The sequence below is a fragment of the Kitasatospora sp. NPDC086009 genome (genome assembly GCF_044540385.1).
Lineage (GTDB): Bacteria > Actinomycetota > Actinomycetes > Streptomycetales > Streptomycetaceae > Kitasatospora.
The window spans coordinates 146,949-172,026 of the sequence record NZ_JBITSA010000006.1 but is presented as its reverse complement, the minus strand read 5'-3'; the positions used below and the strand labels follow the sequence as shown (position 1 = coordinate 172,026).

Sequence of the window (25,078 nt, the reverse complement as noted above, 5' to 3'; positions counted from 1 at the left end):
TCAGCTCGTCGGACAACGGGTTCCTACAGCGTAATGGCCACCGTCGGATCCGGACCCCACAGTGTGATGAAGCCGTGGTGAAGAGCCGTCGATGGCCATGGCCGCGGTGGCCGGTCCGCGCTACCGGTTCTCCTGGTGCAGCCCGGCGAGGCCCGAGCTCGGGGTCCGGTCCGGCACGATCTGCTGCGGGGTCGCGCTGCGGGTGGCCGCCACCGGGCGGACCGGGAAGTCCACCGGGACCTGGGCCTTCATCGGGGCGTACCCGCCGCCGCGGCCGGGGTTGCCGGCCGGGCTCACCGAGGTGCCGTGCTGATCGTCGCTCTGCGCGGCGAAGCCACCGACCCCGCCCAGCGTCACCGCGGCGACCGAGAAGGCCCCGGCGGCGGCGAAGACGAAGCGGCGCCCGCGCGGCGGAGCCTGCCGGGTCACCACCGGGCCGGTGGCGGCCGCGGCCGGGCGCGGCACCGCGGAGGCCTCGGGACGGGCGGAGCGCCGGCCCATCAGCGGGCGCAGCACCGAGCTCCCGCGCCCGAACGCGCGGGGGTCGACACCGGGGACCGGTGCGTCGGCGCCGAGCGCGCCCGCACCGAAGGCGCCCGCGCCACGGCCGAAGGAGCCGCCGTTCAGCCGGCTGCCGCCGAGCGTGCCGCCGGTCTCCGGCCGGGGGGACCCCCAGGCCGCGGGCAGTCCGCCGCCGGGCAGGTCGTCGTCGTCCCGGCGCGGCCGCTCGGCGGGAGCGTCCTCGTCCTGGAGCGTGCCGACGGCCATCAGCCGGGACATCAGCGCCGAGGACGGGCCGGGGGTGCCGGTCCGGGTCAGCAGGTGCTTCACGGCGCGGCCCTCGTCGGCCTCGGCGAGGCACTGCGGGCAGGTCGCCAGATGGGCCTGGACGCGGTCGCGGGAGTCGTGGCCGAGTTCGCCGTCGACGAAGGCGGAGAGCCGCTCCCCGAGGTGGTGCTCCTCGGCGGCGGGTTCGGCGGGCCGGACGGCGACCGCGCGCAGCGACGCCTCACCCGGCAGGGCCGGAACGGGCGGCAGCGGGTCCTCGGCGCCGTCCTCGTGGCGCCGGCCCAGCTGGGGCCAGCCGCCGCGCCAGACGGCGGCCTTGCCGGGAGCGTCCGGCCGACCCGGTCCCGACCGGCCGGTTCCGCTCACGATCGCCTCCGTCCGCGCCCGCCCGGCGCGACCGTGGCCTCACCCGCGGCGGCGCCGACCGGCACCGGTACCGGCTCCTCGGAGCCGCCCCGGCGCTCGCGGCCCGGGGCCGCGCCGGGGGCGCGGTGCTTCAGCGCGGCGCGCAGGTGCGAGCGGCCGCGGTGGATCCGGCTGCGGACGGTGCCGAGCTTGACGCCCAGCGTCGCCGCGATCTCCTCGTAGGAGAGGCCCTCGATGTCGCAGAGCACCACGGCGGCGCGGAACTCCGGGGCGAGGGTGTCCAGCGCCTGCTGGACGTCGGCGTCGAAGTGGGTGTCGCTGAAGTGCTGGGCCGGGCTGGGCTCACGGCTGGCCAGGCGCTCGGCCGCGTCGTCGCCGAGCGCGTCGAAGCGGATCCGCTGGCGTCGGCGGACCATGTCCAGGAACAGGTTGGTGGTGATCCGGTGCAACCAGCCCTCGAACGTGCCGGGGGTGTAGGTCGACAACGAACGGAACACCCGGACGAAGACCTCCTGGGTGAGGTCCTCGGCGTCGTGCTGATTCCCCGTCAGGCGGTAGGCGAGTCGGTAGACGCGGGCGCTGTGCGCCTCGACGATCTCCTCCCAGGAGGGCGGAGTCCAGGTCTGCGCGTCGGGACCCTCGGCGAAGCTCGCGAGGGCGGCGGGTGCCTCGGTGGTACCGGCGGCCGGCGTCGCGGCGACCGGCTGGTCCAGGGTGGAGTGCGCAGACTGGTTCATCACGGGCTTCGGCGTACGGGCTGACGCGGTGCCGCGGGAGTGCCGCCGCACAGGGACGTCGCCCTCGGCCACACCTCCTCGGTTGGCTCTTCTGCCCAGCAGGGCCACCACCATATCCACCTCGCCCGTCAAGCCCGGATAAAAGTGCCCGGGGGGTATCGCGGGGGTATCCGTCGACCGGTCCCTTCCTCAGCAACGGCCCGCCGCCGTACGCGGTTCCCGGTCGGCCAGTAATCTGTGCCAGGAAATATCGACTTCCGCTCGGCACCGGGCCATCGCCCGGGGCTCCGAAAGAGGCAGCCATCAGCGAGTTCGGGCCCGCGCGCGTGGCCCTCTCCGACACCTTCGTCGGCGAGGACGCGGTGCTCACCTACGCCCGGGCACAGTCCGCGCGCACCGGTATCAGGGCGATCGGACCGGGCGGCGGGGCCTGTCTGCGGCTGCTGGCGGCCGCCCTGGACGCCAAGGCGGTGGCCGAGATCGGCACCGGGACGGGCGTCTCCGGCGTCTACCTGCTGCGCGGGATGCGCCCGGACGGGGTGCTCACCACCGTCGACACCGAACCGGTGCGCCAGCAGCTGGCCCGGGAGGCGTACCACGCGGCCGGGTTCGCGGCGAACCGGTCCCGCTTCATACCGGGCCGGGCCCTGGACGTGCTGCCGCGGCTCGCGGACGGCCAGTACGACCTGGTCTTCTGCGACGGGGACCCGGCGGAGTCCCGGGAGTACCTGGCGGAGTCGCTGCGGCTGCTGCGGCCGGGCGGGATGGTCTGCTTCGAGGGCGTCTTCCAGGAGGGCCGGCTGGCCGAGCCGGACCAGCAGGACCCGCAGACGCACGCGGTGCGCGACCTGGTCCGGGACGTCCGGGAGAGCGAGGCCCTGCTGCCGGCGCTGCTGCCGGTGTCGGACGGGCTGCTCTGCGCCGTGAAGCGCTGACCGGGCCGGGGCCCCAACGGCGCCCCGACGGCCGCCGCCCGTAATCCACCCCACCCGGGAACCACGCCGCCCGGGAACCACAGAGCCCGGGCCGACGTAGTGTCGTACCCGGGCCCGGCGGCACATCTCCAGGAGATGGGGAGCACCCGCTGCGGTCAGCCGCAGGCCTTCTTCAGAGCCTCGCCCAGGGCGTCGGCCTCGTCAGGCGTGAGCTCCACCACAAGGCGTCCGCCGCCTTCGAGCGGAACGCGCATGATGATGCCCCGCCCCTCTTTGGTGACTTCGAGCGGGCCGTCACCCGTCCGCGGCTTCATGGCCGCCATGCTCGTTCCCCTTCCTGCAACCGCTCAGCTACGCACCGGCAGTCCGTCCACCGCCGGTATCGAACGCATTGATCGGAAGCCATTATCCCGCATGCCACGGCCTGATGACCAACATCACTCTCGGCGCAACCACGGCCGGACCGGCTCCAAGCGCCACATTTCCTGCCATAAGCCCCGGCGCGGCGGCGGTCGGCGCGCCGCCGAAAGGTGCGATACCTCACACTCCCCACCCGGCCGCACGCTCCGGCATCCTGACACACGACCGAGCTGTGCCGATCGCAAGGGAGCCCCTCGCCCATGTCCGATTCCGTGCTGTACGAGCTGGACGGCGGCCTCGCCGTCATCACCATCAACCGCCCCGGGGCGATGAACGCGCTGGACACCGCCACCAAGGTGGCCCTGCGCGACACCATGACCGCCGCCGCCGAGGACCGGGCGGTGCGGGCGGTGCTGCTCACCGGCGCCGGTGAGCGGGCGTTCTGCGTCGGGCAGGACCTCAAGGAGCACCTGGGCCTGCTCAAGCGGGCCGAGGAGACCGGTGAGGGCGCGCTGAAGACCGTCTCCGAGCACTACAACCCGCTGGTGCGGGCGCTGGCGCGGATGCGCAAGCCGACGGTGGCGGCGGTCGGCGGCGTCGCGGCGGGCGCGGGCGCCTCGCTGGCCTTCGCCTGCGACTTCCGGATCGTCGCGGACACGGCCGGCTTCAACACGGCCTTCGCCGGGATCGCCCTGACCGCCGACTCGGGTGCCTCCTGGACGCTGCCCCGGCTGGTCGGGCACGCCAAGGCCACCGAGCTGCTGATGCTGCCGCGCACGGTGAAGGCCACCGAGGCGATGGAGCTGGGCCTGGCCACCAAGGTCGTCCCGGCCGCCGAGCTGGCCGCCACCGCCCGGGTCTTCGCCAAGGAGCTGGCCGAGGGCCCGACGGTCGCGTACGGCGCCATCAAGGAGTCGCTCGCGTACGGCGCCTCGCACTCCCTGGACGAGCTGCTCGACAAGGAGGACGAGCTGCAGACCCTGGCCGGCGACAGCGAGGACCACCGGATCGCGGTGCGCGCGTTCATCGCCAAGGAGAAGCCGACGTACCTGGGCCGCTGAGGCCCGGCGGGGCACCGCCCGGGCCGTGCGGGCCCGGGCGGGGTCCGGCGGGGCCCTCCCGGGGCCCGGGAGGGCCTAGACGGCCCGCAGGGCGCTCCGGACGTGGCAGTCCGCCAGGTGGTCGTCGACCAGGCCGCAGGCCTGCATCAGCGCGTACGCGGTGGTCGGGCCGACGAAGCGGAAGCCCGCCTTCTTGAGCGCCTTCGCCAGCGCCGTCGACTCGGGCGTGACGGCCGGGACCTCCGCCAGGGTGCGGGGGGCCGGCCGGTCCGGCGCACCGGCGTACTGCCAGATCAGTGCGTCCAGGCCGCCGTCGAGGTCGCGGGCGACCTTCGCGTTGGCGATCGACGCCTCGATCTTGGCCCGGTTGCGGATGATGCCCGCGTCGCCGAGCAGCCGCTCGACGTCCGCGGGGCCGAACTCGGCGACCTTGTCGATCGCGAAGCCCTCGAACGCGGCCCGGAAGCCCTCGCGGCGGCGCAGGATGGTGATCCAGGAGAGGCCGGACTGGAAGGCCTCCAGGCAGACCCGCTCGAACAGCGCGTCGTCGCCGTGGACCGGGCGGCCCCACTCGGTGTCGTGGTAGAGCCGGTAGTCGTCCGCCGAGTCGCCCCAGCCGCAGCGGCGCAGGCCGTCCGCACCGAGCGCCGCACCGGCCTCGGTCACTGGTCCGCCGCCGGCTTCGCACCCTCCGCGCCCTTGGTCAGCGTGCTGACGGGCTCCACCACCTGCGCGAACTCCTCCAGCCCGGGGAGCGGTTCGGCCCCGGCGTCCGGGCCGGTGGCCTCGACGGCGCCGCGGACCGCGCCGGCGGCCTCCAGCTCGGCGATCCGCGAGTCCCGGTAGGCGAGTTCGGCACCGAGACGGTCCAGGACGTCGTCCACCTCGTCCATCCGGTAGCCGCGCACGGCCATCGGCAGCCGGATGCCGTCCACGTCGTCCCGGCTCAGCGGACGGTCCTGCGGCAGCCGGGCGGCGATCCGGTCCTGCACCGCCTCCGGCAGTGAGCCGCCCCCGCCGAGCGCCACCAACGCGGCGCCTCCGACCACGACGGCCATCGCCACCACGATCACCCAGAACACGAGCGGTCCTCCCGACTTCCCTGCCGGCGCTGACAACAGTGCCCGGCTCACGATCATGACAGCATGGTTCCCGATAGGCCGGGGGCCATCATCGCACCCGGAGCAGCTGTGGAGGAGACATCGGTGGCACTGCGCCTGGGACCACGGGAATTCGGCGACGACGAGCTGGTGATCATGGCCATCGTCAACCGCACTCCGGACTCGTTCTTCGACAAGGGCGCCACCTTCGCGGACGAGGCCGCGTTCGCCGCCGCCGACCGCGCGATGGCCGAGGGCGCCGCGATCCTGGACATCGGCGGGGTGAAGGCCGGACCGGGCGACGAGGTGACCGTCGAGGAGGAACTGCGGCGCACCGTGCCGTTCGTGGCGGAGCTGCGCAAGCGCCACCCGGAGGCCGTGATCAGCGTGGACACCTGGCGCCACGAGGTCGGCGAGGCGGTCTGCGAGGTGGGCGCGGACCTGCTCAACGACGCCTGGGGCGGGGTCGATCCGAAGCTGGCCGAGGTGGCCGCCCGGTACGACGCCGGCCTGGTCTGCACCCACGCGGGCGGCGCCGAACCGCGGACCCGGCCGCACCGCACCGGCTACCCGGACGTGATGGCGGACATCCTGCGGGTGACGGTCGGCCTGGCCGAGCGGGCGGTGGAACTGGGCGTGCGGCGGGACGCGGTGGTCATCGACCCGGGGCACGACTTCGGGAAGAACACCCGGCACTCGCTGGAGGCGACCCGCCGGCTGCCGGAGATGACCGCGACCGGCTTCCCGGTGCTGGTCTCGCTCTCCAACAAGGACTTCGTCGGCGAGACCCTGGACCGGCCGGTGAACGAGCGGCTGCTCGGCACGCTGGCGACCACGGCGGTCTCGGCCTGGCTGGGCGCCCGGATCTACCGGGCGCACCAGGTGGCCGAGACCCGGCAGGTGCTGGACATGGTCGCCTCGATCCGGGGCACCCGCCCCCCGGCGGTCGCCCGCCGGGGGCTGGCGTAGGGCGCCCCCTCCTTCGGCTCCCGCCGCCCTCAGATCTCGTTCGCCGGGCGGCGGGCGTCGGCGAGGATCTTCATGACCTCGTCGATGTCGTCGGTGATGTGGAACAGCTCCAGGTCGTGCGGGGCCGCCTTGCCCTGCGCGACCAGGGTGTTCTTCAACCACTCGTAGAGGCCGACCCAGTACTCGCTGCCGAAGAGGATCACCGGGAACCGGGTGACCTTCTTCGTCTGCACCAGGGTCAGCGCCTCGAACATCTCGTCCAGCGTGCCGAGACCGCCGGGCAGCACCACGAAGCCCTGCGCGTACTTCACGAACATCGTCTTGCGGACGAAGAAGTAGCGGAAGTTCAGCCCGAGGTCGACGAACTCGTTGAGCCCCTGCTCGAAGGGCAGCTCGATGCCGAGGCCCACGCTCAGGCCGCCGGCGTCCGAGGCGCCGCGGTTGGCCGCCTCCATCGCGCCCGGGCCGCCGCCGGTGATCACCGCGTAGCCGGCCTCCGCCAGCGCACGGCCGATCGCCACGCCCGCCGCGTACTCGGGGGAGTCGACCGGCGTCCGGGCGGAGCCGAAGACGCTGATCGCGGCCGGGAGTTCGGCCAGCGCGCCGAAGCCCTCGACGAACTCCGAGGTGATCCGCAGCACCCGCCAGGGGTCGGTGTGCAGCCAGTCCGTCGGGCCGGTGGTGTCCAGCAGGCGCTGGTCCGTCGTGCTGGTGCCGACCTGGTCCCGGCGCACCAGCACCGGGCCCTTCTGCTTCTCGGGCCACGCCTTCTTCGGGCGCGGCTCGCCCACCTGCTCGGGCCCGTGTCCGTAGTGCTTCTCGTCTCCAGTGCCTGTCATGACGAAACCCTACGCCTGACGATCCCGGTTTTCAGGCAACGGTGAGAGGTCGGTTGGGCGACCGGAAGATGGCGTTCGACGACGGACCGGCTGGTCCGGGCGGCCGCGCCGGCCGGCGGCGGACCGTCCGGCCGGCCGCGGCGGCTCAGTCGGTCAGCCAGGCGCGCAGTCGCTCCTCGGTCTCGGCGATCGCGGCGAGCGAGCAGTACTCGTCCCGCTTGTGCGCCATGTTCGGGTCGCCCGGGCCGTAGTTGACCGCCGGGATGCCGAAGGCGCTGAACCGGGCGACGTCGGTCCAGCCGAACTTGGCCCGGGCGACGCCGCCGGTGGCGGCCAGGAAGGCCCGGGCGGCCGGCTGGTCGAGCCCGGGGAGGGCGCCGGGGGCGGAGTCGGTGACGGTCACCTCGAAGCCGTCGAAGACCTCGCGCAGGTGCTTCTCGGCCTCCGCCTCGCTACGGTCCGGCGCGAAGCGGAAGTTGACCGTCACCACGCACTCGTCGGGGATGACGTTGCCGGCCACGCCGCCGTCGATCCGGACGGCGTTCAGGCCCTCGCGGTACTCCAGGCCGTCGATCTCCACCCGGCGCGGCTCGTACCCGGCGAGCCGGCCGAGCACCTCGGCGGCGTGGTGGATGGCGTTGTCGCCGAGCCAGCCGCGGGCCGCGTGGGCGCGCACCCCGGTCAGCCGGACCTGGATCCGCATGGTGCCCTGGCAACCGCCCTCGACGGCGGCCCCGCTGGGCTCCATCAGCACGGCGAAGTCGGCGGCCAGCCAGTCCGGGTGCCGGGCGGCGAGGTGGCCGAGGCCGTTGCGGTGGGCCTCCACCTCCTCGCAGTCGTAGAAGACGAAGGTGAGGTCCCGGTTGGGCTCGGCCAGGGTGGCGGCCAGCCGGAGCTGGACGGCCACCCCGGACTTCATGTCGGAGGTGCCGCACCCGTAGAGCAGGTCGCCCTCGACGTAGGAGGGCACGTTGTCGGCGATCGGCACGGTGTCCAGGTGGCCGGCGAGCAGCACGCGCTCGGCGCGGCCCAGGCCGGTACGGGCCACCACGTTGTTGCCGTACCGGTCCACGGTCAGGTGCGGGTAGGCCCGCAGCGCCGCCTCGACGGCGTCGGCGAGCGCCTGCTCGTCGCCGCTGACCGAGGGGAAGTCGACGAGCCGGGCGGTCAGCGCACCGCCGTCGAGGGTGAGGTCCAGGGGCGTCTCAGAGCTGCTCATGGTCCTTCAGCCTAGTCGTGGGCGACCGGCCGCCCCGTGCGGCGGATCGCAACCGGTGGCGCCGCACATCCGTCCGAGTGGGTACGGTGTGCGATCAGGAACAGCGTGGAGAGGGGCGGCGGTGGCCAGGAAGAGGCGCGGCGAGCAGGGCGGCGACACGGCGCCCCGACGGCGGCGCAGGCCGTTGCGCGCGGTGCTGGTCGTCCTGCTGGCGCTCGTGGTGGTCGCGGTCGGCCTGTACTGGCTGCGCGACACCAAGCTGACGCCCGAGGGCTGCACGGTCAAGACGGCCTCGGGCGAGGGCACCCTGGAGATCCCGCAGGCGGCCAACGCCGCGACGATCGCCGCCGTGGCGCACTCGCGCGGACTGCCGGACCGCGCGGTGACCATCTCGCTGGCCACCGCGATGCAGGAGTCCAAGATCCGCAACCTGGCAGGCGGCGACCGGGACTCGGTCGGCCTCTTCCAGCAGCGTCCCTCGCAGGGCTGGGGCACCGTGGAGCAGATCATGGACCCGGTCTACGCGACCAACAAGTTCCTGGACGGCCTGGTCAAGGTCCCCGGCTACACCCGGCTGCCGCTGACCGACGCGGCCCAGCAGGTGCAGAAGAGCGGCTACCCGCAGGCCTACGCCAAGCACGAGACCAAGGCGACGCTGCTCGCCTCGGCGCTGACCGGCCGCGAGGCGGGCGCGCTGAACTGCGTGGTGCACGACTTCGCCGCGTCCGAGCCGGAGCCGGACGACACCGCGCCGACCGCCACCGGCTCCCCCGCGGCCCCGGCCGCCGCGGCCCCGCTGCCCGACCGGGTGCAGGTGCTGAGCGACCGGGTGCGCCGCGAGTTCGGCCGGACGGTGACGCCGGCGGCCGGCTACACCTCGACCGTCAAGGGCGCCGAGCAGGCCGTCTCGCTGACCCCGGACCCGGCGGCGAGCACCGACGCCGGCCCGGACGCCGAGCGGCAGAACGGCTGGGAGGTGGCGCACTGGGCGGTGACGCAGGCCCAGCAGCTGGGCATCGAGACGATCGCCTACGACGGGAAGGTCTGGCGCAAGTCCAAGTCCGAGGGCGGCTGGAAGCCCCAGCCGACGGGCACCTCGACCAAGCTGGTGCTGGTCTCGCTCGCCCCGGTCGGGAAGCCCTGAGCGGAAGGCCGCCGGAGCGGCTCCGAACGGCCGCTCCGGCGGGCTGACGCACTGGTGTCCGGGTTGCCGCCGAAGGAGTGATTCCGGTCAACCCAGGTGGACGGGCGGCCGGCGCCGGAGCCCGACCCGAAGAACCGTCACTCCCCTTGGCCCGCCCCGCCCGCACGCCCGCGGCCGGGCCGTTCGCCGCCCCCCGGCACCGGTCCTACGATCCGATCGTCGGTAAGGCCGTTTCCTTGCACCGGCCGAAACCTTCTGGCTTCTGAAGCGGTAAGAACGTCGTCCGCCCGGCGGACAGGACGGACCCAAGACCCTTTCGAGGAGCCCCATGTCTCACTCCCTCACGCGCCGGATCGCCCAGGCCGCACTGCTCGTGGCGGCCGGCGCGACCCCGCTCGTCGCGGCCGGCACCGCGTCCGCCGCCGACGCGCTGCTGCCCAAGTCCGACCTGGCGGCGCCGCTCGGCCAGCTGACCAACACCGACGCGGGATCCACCCTGCAGCACACCACCCACGAGCTGGGCCAGGCCGCCGGGGACACCGGCGCCGCCACCGTCGCCGCGGGCGTCCCGGCGACCGCCGACGCCACCGGCAACATCGTCGCCCACCAGCTGCCCGAGGCGAACGAGAAGGCCAGCTCGCTGACCGCCCCGGTGGACAAGACCGCCGCCACCACCGGCCAGCTCTCCGGCATCACCCCGAAGGTCGCCGCCGCACTGGCCGGCAAGCTCGGCGAGGCCGTCAACGGCGGCCCGGGCGCGACCGGCCGCAGCGCGGCCGCCGGCGCCAACCCGGTCGGCGGGCTCTCGCAGACCGCCGCCCTGACCCAGGGCCTGCCGGGCGCCGGTGCGCTCGCCGGCGCCGTCCCCGGGACCAACGCCGTGACCGACGCGCTCCCGCTCGGCGCCCTGGGCCGCGCGCTGCCGGCCGAGGTCCCCGGCACGGACGTGCTCGGCCTGGCCGAGCACGGCTCGGCCAACCGCCTCGGCGGCGCCGACCTCGGCCCGAACTCCCCGCTGGCCGGTCTCAGCCCGATCACCGGCCTGCTCGGCGGGATCGGCGGCGGTGGCCTCGGCGGCCTGCCGATCGGCTGATCCGGCGCCGCCCGGCGCGCCCCGCACAGCACCGAAGGGGGCCGGTGTCCCGTCCTGGACACCGGCCCCCTTCGCCGCGCTCGGGCTCCGCGGGTCAGCCGCGCAGCCGCTCCACGGCCGCCGCGACCCGCTCGTCGGTCGCGGTGAACGCGACCCGGACGAACCGCTCGCCGGCCGGCCCGTAGAAGTCGCCGGGCGCCACCAGGATGCCCAGCCCGGCCAGTTCGGCCACCGTCTCCCAGCACGGCCGGTCCTGGGTCGCCCACAGGTACAGGCTCGCTTCCGAGTGCTCCACCCGGAAGCCGTACGCCTCCAGCGCCGCGCGCAGGGCCGCCCGGCGGGCCGCGTAGCGCCCGCGCTGCTCGGCCACGTGCGCGTCGTCGGCGAGCGCCGCGACGACCGCCGCCTGGACCGGGGCCGGGACGATCATCCCGCCGTGCTTGCGCACCCCCAGCAGCTCCTTGACCACCACCGGGTCGCCCGCCACGAAGGAGGCGCGGTACCCCGCCAGGTTGGAGCGCTTGGACAGCGAGTGGACGGCCAGCAGGCCCTCGTGCTGCGTCCCGTCGTCGGCGGCGCCGCAGACGTCCGGGTGCAGCACGGAGGCCGGGTCGGCCTCCCAGCCCAGCTCCAGGTAGCACTCGTCGCTGACCAGCAGCGCCCGGTGCTCCCGGGCCCACTCGACCGCGCGGCGCAGCTCGTCCGCGCCGAGCACCCGGCCGGTCGGGTTGGAGGGCGAGTTGACCCAGAGCAGGCGGACCCGCGAACCGTCCAGCTCGTCCACCGAGTCGTACTCGACCGGCTCCGCGCCGCAGAGCCGCGCGCCGACCTCGTAGGTCGGGTAGGCCAGCCGCGGGTAGGCCACCTGGTCACCGGGGCCGAGGCCGAGCTGGGTCGGCAGCCAGGCCACCAGCTCCTTGGAGCCGACCGTGGGCAGGACGGCCTGCGGGCCGATCTCGGCGCCGACCCGGCGGCGCAGCCACCCGGCGATCGCCTCGCGCAGCTCCAGCGGGCCCCAGACGGTCGGGTAACCGGGCGTGTCGGTGGCCGCGGCCAGCGCCTTCTGGATCACCTCGGGAACCGGGTCGACCGGGGTGCCCACCGAGAAGTCGCAGAGCCCGCCGGGGTGGGCCAGCGCCGTCTTCTTGTACGGCTCCAGCTTGTCCCAGGGGAAGACCGGCAGGAGATCGGAAACGCGGCGCGCCGCCCCCGGGTGGCCCGGGAACGGCGCGTGCGTGCTGTTCTTGGTACTCACAGCTCAGTTGCCACCGATCGTTCAGTGCTCGTCGGTGTTCTGCGGCGGCAGAGCGGCGATGAAGGGGTGGTCGCGCTCGATCAGGCCGAGCTTCGAGGCGCCACCGGGCGAACCGAGGTCGTCGAAGAACTCGACGTTCGCCTTGTAGTAGTCCTTCCACTCCTCCGGAGTGTCGTCCTCGTAGAAGATCGCCTCGACCGGGCAGACCGGCTCGCAAGCGCCGCAGTCGACACACTCATCCGGGTGGATGTAGAGCGATCGCTCGCCCTCGTAGATGCAGTCAACCGGGCACTCTTCGATGCAGGCCTTGTCCTTGACGTCGACACAAGGCTGCGCGATGACGTAGGTCACGCTGTCGTTCCTCCTCGGAAGGGCTCGGCGGCCCATTCTGTTTGCTCGCGTGCGCGGGTGAGCGCGGCGTCGTCGATGCCCGCCCCTAGTATCGCGGGTCGGAGACCGCAAATGCACAGGAGGTGCCCAGATGGCGGCTGGCGGGCCGGTCCAGGACCGTCCGGAGGTCCGGATAGATCGCTCTGACGTGGGACTACGGGTGTCAGTTCGGCGTGTTGCGGAGTTCGTGGACGACAGGCCGGTATTCCGCGATGTGATCGGTGTGCTCACATCCTGGGACGATCATGAGCTTACCGTCGCCCCGCGGCGCGGCGCTCCGGTCACCTTCGCGGAGAAGCTGCTGGTCGCGGGCAAGGTGGTGCCGCTCTTCCCGGCCCGGCGGGCCGCGCTGCCCGTCGCCCCGCCGGAGGAGCTCCAGCGGATCGCCGCGCGCGGCTGGCCCGCCGTCGAGCAGGAGCCGCTCGGCGGGTGGACGCTGCGGGCGTCCGCCGGCTTCACCCGGCGGGCCAACTCGGTCCAGACCCTCGGCGACCCCGGCCTGCCCCTGGACGAGGCGCTCGCGACCGTCCGGCGTTGGTACGCGGCGCGCGGCCTGCCGGCCTGGGTGGAGGTCAGCACGCCCGGCTCGCCCGAGGACCTGCGCGGCGAGCTGGACCGGCTGGGCGCGGCGTACTCGCCGACGCTGGTACGGATCGCCCCGCTGGCCCCGCTGGCCCGGCTCGGCTCCGGCCACCGGCGCGTGCGGCTCGCCCGGACGGCCGGCGCCGAGTGGATGTCGCTGTACCGGCGGGTCACCGGCGACCCGGCGGTGGAGGAGGCGGCGCGGCAGGTGATCCACGGCGGCCCGTCGGTCTGGTTCGCCACCGCGCCGGGCGCGCCCGGGCAGCCGCCACTGGCCATCGGACGCTGCGTCATCGACGGCCCGTGGGCCTGCTTCGGCGCGATCGAGGTCGCCCCGTACGCCCGGCGTGCGGGCCTGGCCACCACGCTGATGGCGGTGCTCGCCGCCCGGGCCGCCGAGGAGGGCGCGACCGGTGCCCACCTCCAGGTCGAGGCGGAGAACGATGGTGCGATCGCGCTCTATGACGGACTTGGCTTCACGACCAGTCACACTTACCACTACGCCCGCCTGCCCCAGGGGTAGCGCGGTCGTGGCGCCACGTCCGTCCGCCCCACCCGCCCGTCGGCCCGGCCGCCGGTGCCACCCGTCAGTTCCGTTCCGCCTGTCCGTCCGCCCGCATGAAAGCCGTCGCAGCCACCGTGACCGAGCAGAGCCGAGCACGCTTCCGGACCGAGGCCCGGGCCGAGCACCCCGATCCGGTGCTGCTCTGCCTGCTCGCGGCCGCCGAACACAGCCCCGTCCCGGACCCGGACGACCCCCGGGACCCGCCCACCCTGGAGGCCCTGCTGGCCGCCTGCGAGGCGGCCCTGGAGCGGCACGCCGCCGCCGTCCGGCTCGCCGTCGCCGAGCGGGCCCCGGCCGGGCCGGAGGAGACGGCCGCGCTGCTGGCCGCCGTGCTCGGCGGGCGGGAGCGGTTCCACGGGCGGCAGTCCGACTACCGGCGGTTGGAGTCCTCGCTGCTGCCCGACGTGCTGCGGCGCCGGCGCGGCCTGCCGATCATGCTCGCGCTGGTCTGGACGGCGGTCGGCCGGCGGGCCGGCGTGCCGGTGCACGGGATCGCGCTGCCGGGCCACTTCATCGTCGCGGTCGGCGGCCCGGACGGCGGGGACGACTACGTCCTGGCCGACCCGTTCCACGGCGGGCGGCTGCTCGACCTGGAAGACGCGGCCGGCCTGGTCCGGGCCGCCGGCCACCCGTTCTCGCCCGAACTGCTCACCCCGGCCCAGCCGCTGGACACCGTGCTGCGGGTGCTCGGCAACATCCGCGCCTGGGCCGCCGAGCGCCCCGAGCACGCCCGCACCCAGCTCTGGGCCACCGAACTCTCCCTGCTACTGCCCCGGCACCCGGCCCAGCTCCGGCTGGAGCGGGCGGAACTGCTGGTGCGGACCGGCGACTTCCTCGGCGGCTCGGCCGAGATGGACGCCTACGCCGAGATCCTGGACGCCTTCGACCCGGACACCGCGGCGAAGGTCCGCCTGGAGGCCCGGGCGGCCCGGCACCGGCTCAACTGACCGCCGCCGGGCCGCGCCCCGTCCGTCCGGCCCGCGCCGGGCCTACAGCCAGCCCTTCTCGCGGGCGATCCGGACCGCCTCGGTGCGGTTGCGGGCCTCGGTCTTCTGGATCGCCATCGAGAGGTAGTTGCGCACCGTCCCCTCGGAGAGGTGCAGCCGGCGGGCGATCTCGGCGTTCACGGCGCCGTCCGCGGCGGCCGCGAGCACGTCCCGCTCGCGCGCCGTCAGCGGGTTCGCCCCCTCGGCGAGCGCGGCGGCGGCCAGCACCGGGTCGATCACCCGCTCGCCGCGCAGCACCCGGCGGATCGCCTCCGCCAGCTCGGCCGCCGGGGCGTCCTTGACCAGGAAGGCGTCCGCCCCCGACTCCATCGCCCGCCGCAGGTAGCCGGGGCGGCCGAAGGTGGTCGCGATCACGACCCTGGTCTGCGGCCGCAGCCGGCGCAGCTCCGCCGCGGCCTCGATCCCGGTCATGCCGGGCATCTCGATGTCCAGCACCGCGACCTGCACGTCGTGGGCGACCGCCGCGTCCACCACCTCGTCGCCGCGCCCCACCTGGGCCACCACGTCGATGTCCCCCTCCAGCCCGAGCAGCGCGGCCAGCGCCTCCCGGACCATCCCCTGATCCTCCGCCAGCAGCACGCGGACGGACGGGGCACCGTCGTTTCGCATCTCACTCATGCCGACGACCTTAGGCCCGCGCCCCTACACGACGGAGACCGAGCGCAGCGGGACCAGCGCGCGCAGCCGGAACCCCCGGCCGCGGTCGCCCGGGCCGGTCTCCAGCCGGCCGCCGACCAGCGCCAGCCGCTCCTCCAGCCCGGAGAGCCCGTTGCCCGGCCCGGACTTGCCCGGCCCGGCCCCGTTGTCGCAGACCTCCAGGACGGCGTACCGCTCGCCGCCGCCCTCCCACGTCTCGTCCGCCCGCACCGTGCAGACCGTGGCCCCCTCGCCGTGCCGGACGATGTTGGTGACCGCCTCGCGCAGCGCCCAGGCCAGCGCGCCGGCCTCCTCGTTGGCCAGCCCGGGCCAGGCGTCCACCAGCTCCGGCGCCGCCTCCAGGCTGACCTGCGCGGCCGCCAGCGCCGTCCGGGCGGCGGCGAGTTCGACCGGCAGGGTGGGCCGGCGGAAGCCGGTCACCGCCTCCCGGACGTCGATCAGCGACTGCCGGGCCACCTTCTCGATGTCGGCGACCTGCGCCCGCGCGGCCTCCTCCTTGCCACCGTCCATGAAGCGCCCGGCCAGCTCGCTCTTCAGCGTGATCAGCGACAGCGAGTGCCCGAGCAGGTCGTGCAGGTCCCGGGCCATCCGCAGCCGCTCCTCCGAGGCGGCGAGGTGGGCGACGGCGGCCCGTGCCTCGCGCAGCTCCCGCATGGTCGCGACCAGGCGCTGCAGCCCGGTCATGGCGGCCCCGGAGAGGAAGGCGGTGAGCGCGATGGTGGGGATGTCCCCGTGGTCGGCACGGCTGAGCAGCCCGACCACGACGGTCAGCCCGGCCATCGCGGCGACCCCGGCGAGCGCGAAGCGCACCGGCGCGATGATCGCCACGGCGACCGAGGCGTAGGTGAAGAGCGTGAGCCACGCGGTGCCGAGGCCGAAGGAGGTGACGACCGCCGTCACGATCATCGCCGCGACCACCACCCGGCAGGCCAGCGGCCGCATGCCGGCCATCGAACGGAACACCACCAGGCTGACGTAGCAGCCGACGAACGCCACCAGGGCGATCCAGCCGGCCACCGTCGCCGCGGGCGAGTGCCCGTCCTTGAGCAGGTCGCCCACCGGGTAGAGCAGGTAGACCATCCAGAGCAGCATCCAGCTGACCTTGACCAGCAGCTGCCGCCGGTTCTCCACGGTGGCGCCGGGGACGTTCATGAAGGACACCGGCCCCGCCTCCGGCTCGTCGGTGCGGTGGGTGCGGGGCGTGTCGGACATGGTGGCCATCATGCCCGCCGGGTGTCCCGGCGGTACAGCACGGCCGCGGCCGCGGTGAAGACCACCAGGAAGCCGGCCAGACCGCCGACCGCGACCAGGTCCAGCGACTGTCCGGGCCGGGTGAAGCCGGCCAGCCGGTTGTACAGGTAGACCGGGTTGACCTGGGCGATCGTCCGCAGCGTGCCGGTCACCGGGAACCACGTCCCGCCGAACAGCGCCATCACCATGTAGGTGATCATCACGACGGTCTGCACCGAGTCCGCCCCCGCCGCGTAGCCGAGCGCCACCCCGAGCGCCGCGAAGACGAAGCTGCCCAGCCAGAGCGCCGCGGCCAGGCCGGCCCACTCGGCGGCCCCCATCCGCACGCCCTGGGCGGCCCCGACCCCGAAGACCACCAGGATCGCGGGCAGCGTCGTGACCGCACCGGCGGCGATCTTGGCGACGGTGTACGCCCGGCCGGGCAGCGCCGTCAGCCGCAGCTGGCGCACCCAGCCGCTCCTGCGCTCCAGCGAGATCCGCTGCGCGCTGCCGGTGAGCACCGCGCCGACCGCGCCGAAGGTGGCCATCGAGACCATGAAGTAGGTCTTCACCGGCAGGCCGCCGGCCACCTGGTCGGTGCCGTAGGCGTGGATGAAGAAGAAGTACATCAGCGCCGGGTAGAGCACCGTGAAGAGCGCGTACCGCTTGTTGCGCAGGGTGCGCGTGATCTCCAACCGGATCAGCGTGGTCATCGGGCGGCCTCCGTCGCGGACTCGGTGGTGTCGGCGGTGTCCTGCTCGCCGGTGATGGTCAGGAAGGCCTGCTCCAGGCCCAGGCCGGTCACCTCCAGCCCGCGCGGGTACAGACCCGCCCGGTAGAGCCCGGCGACGCCCGCGTCGGCGTCCGCCGTCCGGATCCGGACGGTCCGCACCCCCGGGACCCGGCCGCTGACGTCCAGGGCCAGCACCCCCGGCAGGCGACGCAGCGCCGCCTCCTCGAACGGGCCGTCCACGTCGTGCAGCTCGAAGGTGATCCGGCGGGCCCCGGCCTTCGCCTTGATCTCGGCGGACGTACCGTCCGCGATCAGCCGGCCCCGGTGCAGCACGAGGACGCGGTCGGCGATCGAGTCCGCCTCCTCCAGGTAGTGGGTGGCGAACAGCACCGTGCGCCCGGCGTCGGCCTGTGCCCGCATGCTCGCCCAGAACGACCGGCGGACCGAGACGTCCATGCCGGTGGTGGGCTCGTCCAACACGATCAGGTCGTTGGCCCCGGCGATCGCCAGCGCGAAGCGCACCCGCTGCTCCTGGCCGCCGGAGAGCCTGTCGACCCGCCGCTCGGCCAGCTCGGTGATCCCGGCGTCGACGAGCACCTCCCGGACGGCCCGGCCGCGCGGGTGGACGTCGCAGGCCAGCCCGACCAGCTCGCGGACCTTGACGTCCGCCATCAGCCCGCCGCTCTGCAGCATCGCGCCGACCCGGCCGGCCGCGATCGCGGCGCGCGGGGCGCCGCCGAACAGCGTGACGCTGCCGCGGTCCGGCTCGCGCAGGCCGAGCAGCAGGTCGAGGCTGCTGGACTTGCCGGCGCCGTTCGGGCCGAGCAGCGCGACGGTCTCGCCCGGCCGCAGCACGAGGTCGAGGCCGTCCACCGCCCGCACCCGTCCGTAGCTCTTGCCCACGCCCCGGAAGGCGGCCACCTCGGTACCCATCGACCCGGTCCTCTCCCCTGCTGGTGTCGTTCGCACCAGCTCAGAGTCCCGCGCGGCCCCGGCCCGGCGGCAGTGGCCGCCGTCGTGCCTTCGGCATGACGGATGTCATGGCGGTGGCCGGTACCCGTGTCACGGGTACCGGCCACCGAAGCCGCAGGTCGCGCGCCGTCTGTCAGTGCCGGGGGCCGGCGTCCCCACCGGGGCCGGGGCCGTCGGCCCCGTGCGGGCACCCGCGGCCGGGGGAGCGGAGGGCGCCTCGGCACCGCTCGTCCGCGGGCCCCGGCGCCCTGACGGCCCCCCTCCGCTGAACCTCGCAGCCGCCCGCCTCAGAGGCCGAGCGACTTCTTCACGAAGTCGACCTGGAGCAGCAGCAGGTTCTCCGCGACCTCCTCCTGCGGGGTCATGTGCGTCACGCCCGAGAGCGGCAGCACGGTGTGCGGCCGGCCGGCCGCGAGCAGGGCCGAGGAGAGCCGCAGGGTGTGCGCGGCCACCACGTTGTCGTCCGCCAGACCGTGGATGATCATCAGCGGGCGCTCCAGCCCGGCCGCGTGGCCGGTCAGCGAGTTGGCCGCGTAGACCTCGGGCCGCTCGGCGGGGTGGCCCAGGTAGCGCTCGGTGTAGTGGGTGTCGTACAGCTCCCACTCGGTCACCGGGGCGCCGGCCACGGCCACGTGGAAGACGTCCGGGCGGCGCAGCACGGCGAGCGCCGCGAGGTAGCCGCCGTACGACCAGCCGCGGATGGCGACCCGGCCGAGGTCCAGCGGGAACTCCTCGGCGAGCGCCCGCACCGCGTCCACCTGGTCGTCCAGGGTCGCACCGGCGAAGTCGAAGGCGATCGACTTCTCCCAGGCCGGCCCGCGCCCGGGGGTGCCGCGCCCGTCGGCGACGACCACCGCGAAGCCCTGGTCGGCGAACCACTGCGAGTTGAGGTGCGGGTTGTGCGCCTGGACGACGCGCTGCCCGTGCGGGCCGCCGTACGGGTCCATCAGGACGGGCAGCAGGCCGTCCCGCTCGCGGTCGTAGCCGGTGGGCAGGAAGACCGCGGCGGGGATGCGGCGCTCGCCCACGAAGCGGAACACCGGGCGCGCGCTGAGCACCGGCGTCTCGGCGTAGGACGCGACGGTGGCGACGACGTCGACCACCACGCCCTCCGGGAGGTCCCGGGCGACCTGCACCAGCGTGCCCGGCAGGTCGGGCTCGGCGGTGGCCCGCACGGTGATGCCGGCCGCGTGCACCGCCGACGTGACCGAGGTGAACGGCCGGTCGTTGGCGGCCTCCCAGGAGAGCCGCTTGCCGTCGTGGCTGATCCGGCCGACCGCGATCCAGCCCGGCTCGGGGTCGGTCTCGCCGGCGCCGCCGGAGGCGGTGAAGAAGACCTCCTCGGCCGTCACCGCCACCACCGAGCGCACCAGCAGGTCGGCGCCGGTGACGGTCTGGTCGCCGATCACCAGCGCCCGCACGCCGTCCTCGCCCGCGCCGTCGGAGATCCGGACCAGCTTGCCGTCCGGCGTCCAGGCGGGCACGCCCTGGAAGAGCTCCAGCCAGGCGTCGTCGTGTTCCTCGAACAGCACCTCGGTGGCGCCGGTCTCGACGTCCACCCCGAGGATGCGCTGGCTGCGCTGGTCGCGGGCCTGGACGAGCAGCAGTGGCACGCCGCCCGCCGACCAGTGCACCCGGGCCAGGTACGGGAAGGCCGCGTCGTCCCAGCGGACCTCCGTCCGGCCGCCGTCCAGGCCGATCAGCCAGAGCCCGACGCCGGCGTTGGCGGTGCCGGCCGCGGGGTAGGCGATCTCGGCGGGCTCGGTGCCCGGGTTGGCCGGGTCGGCGATCCACCAGCGGCGCACCGGGGTGTCGTCGGCGCGCTCGACCAGCAGCCGGTCGCTCTGCGGCGACCACCAGAAGCCGCGGTCGCGGCTCATCTCCTCCTGGGCGATGAACTCGGCCTGGCCCCATGTCACGCCCGGGCCGTCGGGCTGCGCGAGGGCCCGGTCGGCCGTCCCGTCGGCGCGGGTGAGCCGCAGCTCGCCGGCGGTGTTGGCGTAGGCGACGTGGACGCCGTCCGGGGCGAGGCGGGGATCGACCACCGGGCCCTCGGCGGGCAGTTCGACGGTGCCGCCGGCGACCAGGTCGGCCGTGAAGAGGCGGCCGGAGAGGGCGAAGGCGGCCAGCGCGCCGGCGCCGTCGAGGGAGTAGCCGACGATGCCGGCCGAGCCCTCGCGGCTGCGCTCGCGGCGGGCCTTCTCGGCCGGGGAGAGGTCCTCCTCGCCGCCGCCGAGCAGGGCGACCGGATCGGCCGCGATCCGCTCCTCGCCGGTGGCGGTGTCGAGGGTCCAGAGGCGGTTGGCCCGGTCGCCGGCGCGGGGAGTCTCCCCGGCCGAGGGGCGGGGCAGGGAGCGCAGGAAGACGACCCGGGAGCCGTCGGATGCGACGGAGAAGGACCGGGGGGCGCCGACGGTGTAGCGCAGGGTGCGCGCGTACTGCCGCGGGAAGGTGTCCGCAGGGGTGTGGGAGGTCATGGCACCAGACCCTATGACGTTCCCCCGCCCCCACCCGGAGGATTTTGATCACTCGTTCGGAGCATCGTCGACCGGGACCCCCGAACGGGGTCCACACCCCTTCCGACCGGCCCATGCGCCCCATTTGTGCCACCATGCCCCGGCGCGTGCAGCCTCACTGAACGTAATGCGCCCCTCACACATCGGGTATGACTGGTTCAACGAGTGATCGTCAGGCCCCGTCCCGGGCCCCGGTCGCCCGACCGCAAGTCCCGCACGGTCCCGACCGCCGCCCTCCCCGAGGGGGTGGCGCACCCGAGAAGGGGTGTGAGCCGACATGGCTTTGTCCATCTCCGCAGCCATGCTGATGCTGGTCATCGTGGTGGTGCTGATCCGCCGCTCCGGCCTGAAGCTCGGGCACGCGATCGTCTGCGCGCTGCTCGGCTTCTACCTGGCGTCCAGCTCCATCGCGCCGTCGATCAGCCAGGTCACCAGCAACCTCGCCGGAATGATCAACGGCCTGAAGCTCTGACCCCCCGCACGCGGTCGTTAGGCTTCCTCCCATGACCGCGACTACCGGCCGCCGCCTGCTCCTGGTGCACGCCCACCCCGACGACGAGTCGATCGGCAACGGCGCCACGATGGCCAGGTACGCCGCCGAGGGCGCCCTGGTCACCCTGGTGACCTGCACCCTCGGCGAGGGCGGCGAGGTGATCCCGCCGGAGCTGGCCCACCTGACGGCGGATCGGGACGACACCCTCGGCCCCCACCGGATCGGCGAGCTGACCGACGCCATGCGCGCCGTCGGCGTCGCCGATTTCCGCTTCCTCGGCGGCCCCGGCCGCTACCGCGACTCGGGGATGATGGGCGTCCCCGACAACGACGTGCCCGGCTGCTTCTGGCGGGCGGACGTGGACGAGGCGGCCGGCCACCTGGTCGCGGTGGTCCGCGAGGTGCGGCCGCAGGTCCTGGTCACCTACGACGAGGACGGCGGCTACGGGCACCCGGACCACATCCAGGCGCACCGGGTGGCGATGCGCGCGTACGAACTGGCCGCCGACCCGGCGTACCGGCCCGACCTGGGCCCGGCCTGGCGGATCGCCAAGGTGTACTGGAACCGGATGCCCCGGTCGGTGATCGAGCGGGGGCTGGCCGAGACGGCCGCCAAGGCGCCGTCGCCCGGCGTCGCGAGCCCCTCCGACGTACCCGGCGTGGTGGACGACGCCGTGGTCACCACCGTGCTGGACGGCGCCGCGTACGCCGACCGCAAGGCGGCCGCGATGGCCGCCCACGCCACCCAGATCACCGTGCACGGCGACTGGTTCACGCTCTCCAACGACCTCGGCCAGCCGCTGGTCGCCACCGAGTACTACCAGCTGGTCCGCGGCCGGGCCGGCCGGCCGCTGCCGGAGGACGACCTCTTCGCCGGCCTGGACAGCACCTTCGAGGAGAGTGCCCGATGACCGAGCCCGCCACCCCGCAGGCCCGTCGCCGCTCGATCCCGGCGGCCGTCCTCGGCACCCGCGCCGAGCGGCTGGCCGAGCCGCAGCCCCCGCGGATCGGGCGGATCGCGGCCTATGTCCTGTTCTTCCTGCTGGGCGTCGCGGTCTCGGTCTGCGGAGCATTTGTGCAGGCCTTGTGGCCGCCCGTGGGAGTCCTGCTGGCGCTCGCCGCCACCGGCGCGACGTTCTACGCGGGCCTGCGGGTGACCGGCACCCGGCTCGGCGCCGCGCTGCCGGCGGCCGGCTGGTTCCTGGCGCTGCTGCTGGTGATGGTCCCCCGGCCCGAGGGCGACAACGTGCTCTGGACCAACGCCACCTCGCTCGCCTGGCTGTTCGCGGGCTCGATCCTGGGCGTGATCTGCGCCACCCTGCCGACCCGGACGAGCTGGTTCCCCGGAGTGCCCGGCCCGCCGCGCTGACCGCCCCGGCGGCCCGCGTACGGTACCGCGTACGACGCGCAGTCAGGACCACACAGCCGTACTCTCATACCGGAGGAACCGGACGTATCAGGTTCTATCCGAACCGGTTCACCGGTCAGTTCTTCCCAGTATGGTGGTGCCGCAGAACGCCCGTACCCCACCGCCGCCCGCCAGGCCCGGCGACCACGAACCGCGGTCGCGCCGCACGGCCCGCCCGCGAACCCGGAGCAGAGCAGCATTGAGCAGCCGCGAATCTGACAACGCCCACCCGACGCCTCGGCGGACGGGCCCGGACGCCTACCCGTCGGGCACCCCGCCCTACGGCACACCGGGTTTCCCCGGCGGCGACCGCGCGGGTGCCGGTGCCGCCCCGGGCTCCGCGTCGGCCGGGGAGGACGAAGCCCCGAAGACGGAGACCACGCTGACCACGCGGGTCCGGATCAACATCCCGGGCTCGCGCCCGATCCCGCCCGTGGTGGTCCGCAGCACCGTCAAGAACGAGGACGGCCAGGGCGAGGAGGCCCCGCCGGCCGCCGCCGAGCCGGCCGGACCCCGGCACCGCTCCGCCGCGTCCGCCTCCCCCGTCCTCGGGGTGATGGACGGCGGCGCGCGGACGGCCACCCCGCCGAACCTGCCGCCGGAGTGGGAGATCCCGCCCGCGACCTCCGAGTCGGAGTCCACCGGCGCGTGGTTCCGGCCGCGCCAGAAGAAGGGCCCGGCGGAGCCCGCCGCCGTCCCGGCCGGCGCCGCGGACGCCCCGGCCGACCCCTTCGCGCCGGGCCCCGCGCCCGCCCCCGGCACCGAGGCCCGCCCGAACGGCGCCCGGCCCAAGGCCGCCCGCCCCGCCCGGACCGCGGGCCCGGACACGGCCCGCCCGAACGGCCGGGCGGTACCGGCGCAGGCCGCCGCCCCGCGCCCGACCGGCGCACCCGCCTCGCCGTTCGGCACCGGCGCCGGCCCGGACGCCCCGGCGGACGAGGCCGGCGTCTACGAGGACGCCCCGGCGGACCCGTTCGCCACCGGCCCCGGCGCCGACCCCTTCGGCCCGGGCCCCGGCGCGGACCCGTTCGCGGCCCGCCGCGCTCCGCAGGGCCAGGGCCACCCGATGGCCGGCCCGGCCGACGCGGCGAACCCGGAGGACACCTCGGTGGACGGCTTCGCGCCGATCCGCGAGGAGACCCTCCCGCCCGCCGCCATATCCGGCCTGCCCGGCGGCACGGCCCAGCACGGCCTCCCGCCGAACGGCCTGTTCGCCTCGGCCCCGGCCGGCGCCGATCCGTTCGCCGCCCAGCGCCCCCAGGCCGGCGCGGAGCCGTACGGCACCGCCGCCCCCGGCGGCCTCTTCCCCGGCGTTCCCGGCGTCTCCGGCGCCCAGCCGACGGCCCCGCCCGACCCGCAGGCCGGTCGGCCGGGCGGCCCCGGCAGCGCCGCCCCCGGCCGGCCCCACCCCGGCGGCCCGGAGGCCGAGGCCGGTACCGCTCCCGCCCCGAAGCAGCCGGCGCCCGCCGCGCCGCAGGCCCCCAAGGCGGCCACCGGCAAGGCCCGGCCGAGCCGCGGCAAGAAGCTCGTCAAGCTCGGCGTCTACGGCGTCGCGGGCGTGCTCTTCCTCGGCGCCGCCGCGTACGGCACCGGCCTGATGCTGAACCAGTCCGACATCCCCAAGGGCACCGTGGTGCTCGGCACGGACATCGGCGGCAGCAACCGCGACCAGGCGATCCACCAGCTCGACGAGACGGTCGGCAAGGCCGGCCAGCAGCCGGTCAAGCTGAAGATCGGCGACCAGGCGATGGACCTCGACCCGACCGTCGCCGGGTTGAGCTTCGACACCACGGCCACCGTGGACCGGCTCACCCAGCACTCCTACAGCCCGGTCGACGTGATCACCTCGCTGAAGGGCGACGAGAAGGCCGTGCCGCCGGAGGTCAAGGTGGACCGGGCCAAGCTCAAGGCCGCCCTGGAGGGGCTGGCCGCCGGGTCCGGGCAGGGCCTCCAGGAGGGCTACGTCAGGTTCGGCGACGCCGGCGAGCCGGTCGTGGTGCCCGGCAGGGCCGGCCAGGCGGTCGACGCCGCGTCCGCCGTGGACCAGGTCGAGCAGGCCTACCGCGACCGCGCCACCGGCAAGGCCGAGCAGCCGGTCGCCCTCACCGTGACGGCCGCCCAGCCCAAGGTCTCCCCGCAGGCCCTGCAGGCCGCCGCGGACAGCCTCGGCAAGTCCGCGGTCAACGGGAAGATCCACATCACGGCCGGCACCAAGACCTGGGACTTCGGCCCGAAGACCGCCCCCAAGACGCTCACCCTGGTGCCCGACGCCGCCGGCAAGATCGTGCCCAAGTGGGACCTGGACGCGCTCGCCGGCCAGTTGGGCACGGTGTTCGACAAGCTGAAGATCAAGAAGAACGGCCAGACCGCCGCGATCACTCCGCAGGACGTCGCCGACGCCATCACCTCGGTGCTGGACAAGACCGGCGACAAGGAGCGCACGGTCAAGTTCACCGTCGCCTGAGCGGAGCCTCCCACCGCCCGGGCCGGCCCACCGGCACCGGGCGCAGGGCGAGTGGACGAACGACCGAGGGGCGGGGCCGGGGGCGGGGCCCCCCCCCCCCCCCCCCCCCACCCCCGCCGCCCCAAAGGGGTGGCGGACCCACCCGGAGGGCGGGGCCAACGCACCGCGGGGGGCCGGCGGGGGCGGGGGCCCCCC

At 74.9% G+C, this 25,078-nt stretch carries 25 protein-coding genes; 11 read left to right on the top strand and 14 right to left on the bottom strand.

Annotated features, from left to right (window positions below):
• Nucleotides 1–120 precede the first annotated feature (120 nt).
• Nucleotides 121–1,155 (bottom strand): zf-HC2 domain-containing protein, encoded by a 1,035-nt coding sequence (locus ACIF6L_RS17330; protein WP_396488344.1) that lies wholly within the window; start codon nucleotides 1,153–1,155, stop codon nucleotides 121–123.
• Entirely contained in the window at nucleotides 1,152–1,892 is a 741-nt protein-coding gene (sigE, locus tag ACIF6L_RS17325) for an RNA polymerase sigma factor SigE (protein WP_380388406.1), read from the bottom strand. The genes ACIF6L_RS17330 and sigE overlap by 4 nt, the downstream gene beginning before the upstream one ends.
• 326 nt (nucleotides 1,893–2,218) lie before the next feature.
• Here sigE and ACIF6L_RS17320 point away from each other — a divergent pair, with 326 nt between their 5' ends.
• Entirely contained in the window at nucleotides 2,219–2,827 is a 609-nt protein-coding gene (locus ACIF6L_RS17320; RefSeq protein WP_329489471.1) for an O-methyltransferase, read from the top strand.
• A 155-nt stretch (nucleotides 2,828–2,982) separates the two neighbouring features.
• On the opposite strand, the gene ACIF6L_RS17315 is transcribed toward ACIF6L_RS17320, so the two are convergent.
• Nucleotides 2,983–3,150 (bottom strand): DUF3117 domain-containing protein, encoded by a 168-nt coding sequence (locus ACIF6L_RS17315; protein ID WP_014137929.1) that lies wholly within the window; start codon nucleotides 3,148–3,150, stop codon nucleotides 2,983–2,985.
• Nucleotides 3,151–3,447: 297 nt separating this feature from the next.
• On the opposite strand from ACIF6L_RS17315, the gene ACIF6L_RS17310 reads away from it, so the two are divergent.
• Complete coding sequence (locus tag ACIF6L_RS17310; protein WP_396488342.1) at nucleotides 3,448–4,248, top strand: enoyl-CoA hydratase-related protein; 801 nt, start codon at nucleotides 3,448–3,450, stop codon at nucleotides 4,246–4,248.
• A gap of 75 nt (nucleotides 4,249–4,323) precedes the next feature.
• Here the strand turns inward: ACIF6L_RS17310 and ACIF6L_RS17305 are convergent, their stop codons facing one another.
• Nucleotides 4,324–4,914 carry a DNA-3-methyladenine glycosylase I gene (locus ACIF6L_RS17305; RefSeq protein ID WP_329489469.1) on the bottom strand — a complete coding sequence of 197 codons (591 nt, stop codon included), beginning with the start codon at nucleotides 4,912–4,914 and terminating at the stop codon, nucleotides 4,324–4,326.
• Entirely contained in the window at nucleotides 4,911–5,330 is a 420-nt protein-coding gene (locus ACIF6L_RS17300; RefSeq protein WP_396488340.1) for a DivIVA domain-containing protein, read from the bottom strand. Before ACIF6L_RS17300 ends, ACIF6L_RS17305 begins: the two co-directional genes overlap by 4 nt.
• A 174-nt stretch (nucleotides 5,331–5,504) precedes the next feature.
• Between ACIF6L_RS17300 and folP the strand changes: the two genes are divergently transcribed.
• The gene (gene folP, locus ACIF6L_RS17295) at nucleotides 5,505–6,317 is read left to right on the top strand and encodes a dihydropteroate synthase (protein ID WP_329492232.1); all 813 of its coding nucleotides are present in this window, start codon (nucleotides 5,505–5,507) and stop codon (nucleotides 6,315–6,317) included.
• 29 nt (nucleotides 6,318–6,346) lie between these two features.
• On the opposite strand, the gene ACIF6L_RS17290 is transcribed toward folP, so the two are convergent.
• Both ACIF6L_RS17290 and dapE read right to left on the bottom strand, forming a co-directional pair.
• Nucleotides 6,347–7,156, bottom strand: a complete 810-nt coding sequence (locus ACIF6L_RS17290) for a TIGR00730 family Rossman fold protein (RefSeq protein ID WP_396488338.1) — start codon at nucleotides 7,154–7,156, stop codon at nucleotides 6,347–6,349.
• 145 nt (nucleotides 7,157–7,301) lie between these two features.
• Nucleotides 7,302–8,375, bottom strand: a complete 1,074-nt coding sequence (gene dapE, locus ACIF6L_RS17285) for a succinyl-diaminopimelate desuccinylase (RefSeq protein ID WP_352295883.1) — start codon at nucleotides 8,373–8,375, stop codon at nucleotides 7,302–7,304.
• 121 nt (nucleotides 8,376–8,496) lie between these two features.
• Here dapE and ACIF6L_RS17280 point away from each other — a divergent pair, with 121 nt between their 5' ends.
• Nucleotides 8,497–9,519: a hypothetical protein gene (locus ACIF6L_RS17280; RefSeq protein ID WP_396488337.1), complete on the top strand. Its 1,023-nt coding sequence runs from the start codon at nucleotides 8,497–8,499 to the stop codon at nucleotides 9,517–9,519.
• Between the two features lie 328 nt (nucleotides 9,520–9,847).
• Nucleotides 9,848–10,612, top strand: coding sequence for a hypothetical protein (locus tag ACIF6L_RS17275; RefSeq protein ID WP_359803290.1), 765 nt, complete (start codon nucleotides 9,848–9,850; stop codon nucleotides 10,610–10,612).
• Between the two features lie 94 nt (nucleotides 10,613–10,706).
• Here ACIF6L_RS17275 and dapC read toward each other — a convergent pair whose 3' ends face one another.
• Complete coding sequence (gene dapC, locus ACIF6L_RS17270; RefSeq protein WP_329489463.1) at nucleotides 10,707–11,867, bottom strand: succinyldiaminopimelate transaminase; 1,161 nt, start codon at nucleotides 11,865–11,867, stop codon at nucleotides 10,707–10,709.
• A 21-nt stretch (nucleotides 11,868–11,888) separates the two neighbouring features.
• On the bottom strand, nucleotides 11,889–12,218 hold the full coding sequence (fdxA, locus tag ACIF6L_RS17265; RefSeq protein WP_329489462.1) for a ferredoxin: 330 nt from the start codon (nucleotides 12,216–12,218) through the stop codon (nucleotides 11,889–11,891).
• Between the two features lie 262 nt (nucleotides 12,219–12,480).
• Here fdxA and ACIF6L_RS17260 point away from each other — a divergent pair, with 262 nt between their 5' ends.
• Nucleotides 12,481–13,362 (top strand): GNAT family N-acetyltransferase, encoded by an 882-nt coding sequence (locus ACIF6L_RS17260; protein WP_359803292.1) that lies wholly within the window; start codon nucleotides 12,481–12,483, stop codon nucleotides 13,360–13,362.
• Nucleotides 13,363–13,457: 95 nt separating this feature from the next.
• A complete protein-coding gene (locus tag ACIF6L_RS17255; RefSeq protein WP_352295895.1) occupies nucleotides 13,458–14,351 on the top strand; it encodes a transglutaminase-like domain-containing protein in 894 nt (297 codons plus the stop codon).
• 42 nt (nucleotides 14,352–14,393) lie between these two features.
• Here ACIF6L_RS17255 and ACIF6L_RS17250 read toward each other — a convergent pair whose 3' ends face one another.
• The 5 genes from ACIF6L_RS17250 to ACIF6L_RS17230 form a co-directional block, all read right to left on the bottom strand.
• Nucleotides 14,394–15,020 carry a response regulator gene (locus ACIF6L_RS17250; protein WP_380388404.1) on the bottom strand — a complete coding sequence of 209 codons (627 nt, stop codon included), beginning with the start codon at nucleotides 15,018–15,020 and terminating at the stop codon, nucleotides 14,394–14,396.
• Nucleotides 15,021–15,053: 33 nt separating this feature from the next.
• The gene (locus ACIF6L_RS17245; RefSeq protein ID WP_359803294.1) at nucleotides 15,054–16,280 is read right to left on the bottom strand and encodes a histidine kinase; all 1,227 of its coding nucleotides are present in this window, start codon (nucleotides 16,278–16,280) and stop codon (nucleotides 15,054–15,056) included.
• A gap of 8 nt (nucleotides 16,281–16,288) precedes the next feature.
• Nucleotides 16,289–17,011 (bottom strand): ABC transporter permease, encoded by a 723-nt coding sequence (locus ACIF6L_RS17240; RefSeq protein WP_396488335.1) that lies wholly within the window; start codon nucleotides 17,009–17,011, stop codon nucleotides 16,289–16,291.
• Nucleotides 17,008–17,964 (bottom strand): ABC transporter ATP-binding protein, encoded by a 957-nt coding sequence (locus ACIF6L_RS17235; RefSeq protein WP_396488333.1) that lies wholly within the window; start codon nucleotides 17,962–17,964, stop codon nucleotides 17,008–17,010. The genes ACIF6L_RS17240 and ACIF6L_RS17235 overlap by 4 nt, the downstream gene beginning before the upstream one ends.
• A gap of 326 nt (nucleotides 17,965–18,290) precedes the next feature.
• Nucleotides 18,291–20,480: a prolyl oligopeptidase family serine peptidase gene (locus ACIF6L_RS17230; protein WP_396488331.1), complete on the bottom strand. Its 2,190-nt coding sequence runs from the start codon at nucleotides 20,478–20,480 to the stop codon at nucleotides 18,291–18,293.
• A 316-nt stretch (nucleotides 20,481–20,796) separates the two neighbouring features.
• Between ACIF6L_RS17230 and ACIF6L_RS17225 the strand changes: the two genes are divergently transcribed.
• From ACIF6L_RS17225 to ACIF6L_RS17210, 4 genes are all read left to right on the top strand, one after another.
• Complete coding sequence (locus ACIF6L_RS17225) at nucleotides 20,797–20,991, top strand: DUF2304 family protein (protein WP_045939028.1); 195 nt, start codon at nucleotides 20,797–20,799, stop codon at nucleotides 20,989–20,991.
• A gap of 31 nt (nucleotides 20,992–21,022) precedes the next feature.
• Nucleotides 21,023–21,922 (top strand): N-acetyl-1-D-myo-inositol-2-amino-2-deoxy-alpha-D-glucopyranoside deacetylase, encoded by a 900-nt coding sequence (gene mshB / locus ACIF6L_RS17220; protein WP_359834932.1) that lies wholly within the window; start codon nucleotides 21,023–21,025, stop codon nucleotides 21,920–21,922.
• Nucleotides 21,919–22,380, top strand: a complete 462-nt coding sequence (locus tag ACIF6L_RS17215; RefSeq protein ID WP_329489453.1) for a DUF6113 family protein — start codon at nucleotides 21,919–21,921, stop codon at nucleotides 22,378–22,380. Before mshB ends, ACIF6L_RS17215 begins: the two co-directional genes overlap by 4 nt.
• Before the next feature lie 238 nt (nucleotides 22,381–22,618).
• Nucleotides 22,619–24,883, top strand: coding sequence for a hypothetical protein (locus ACIF6L_RS17210; protein ID WP_396488328.1), 2,265 nt, complete (start codon nucleotides 22,619–22,621; stop codon nucleotides 24,881–24,883).
• The last annotated feature ends 195 nt before the right edge of the window (nucleotides 24,884–25,078 follow it).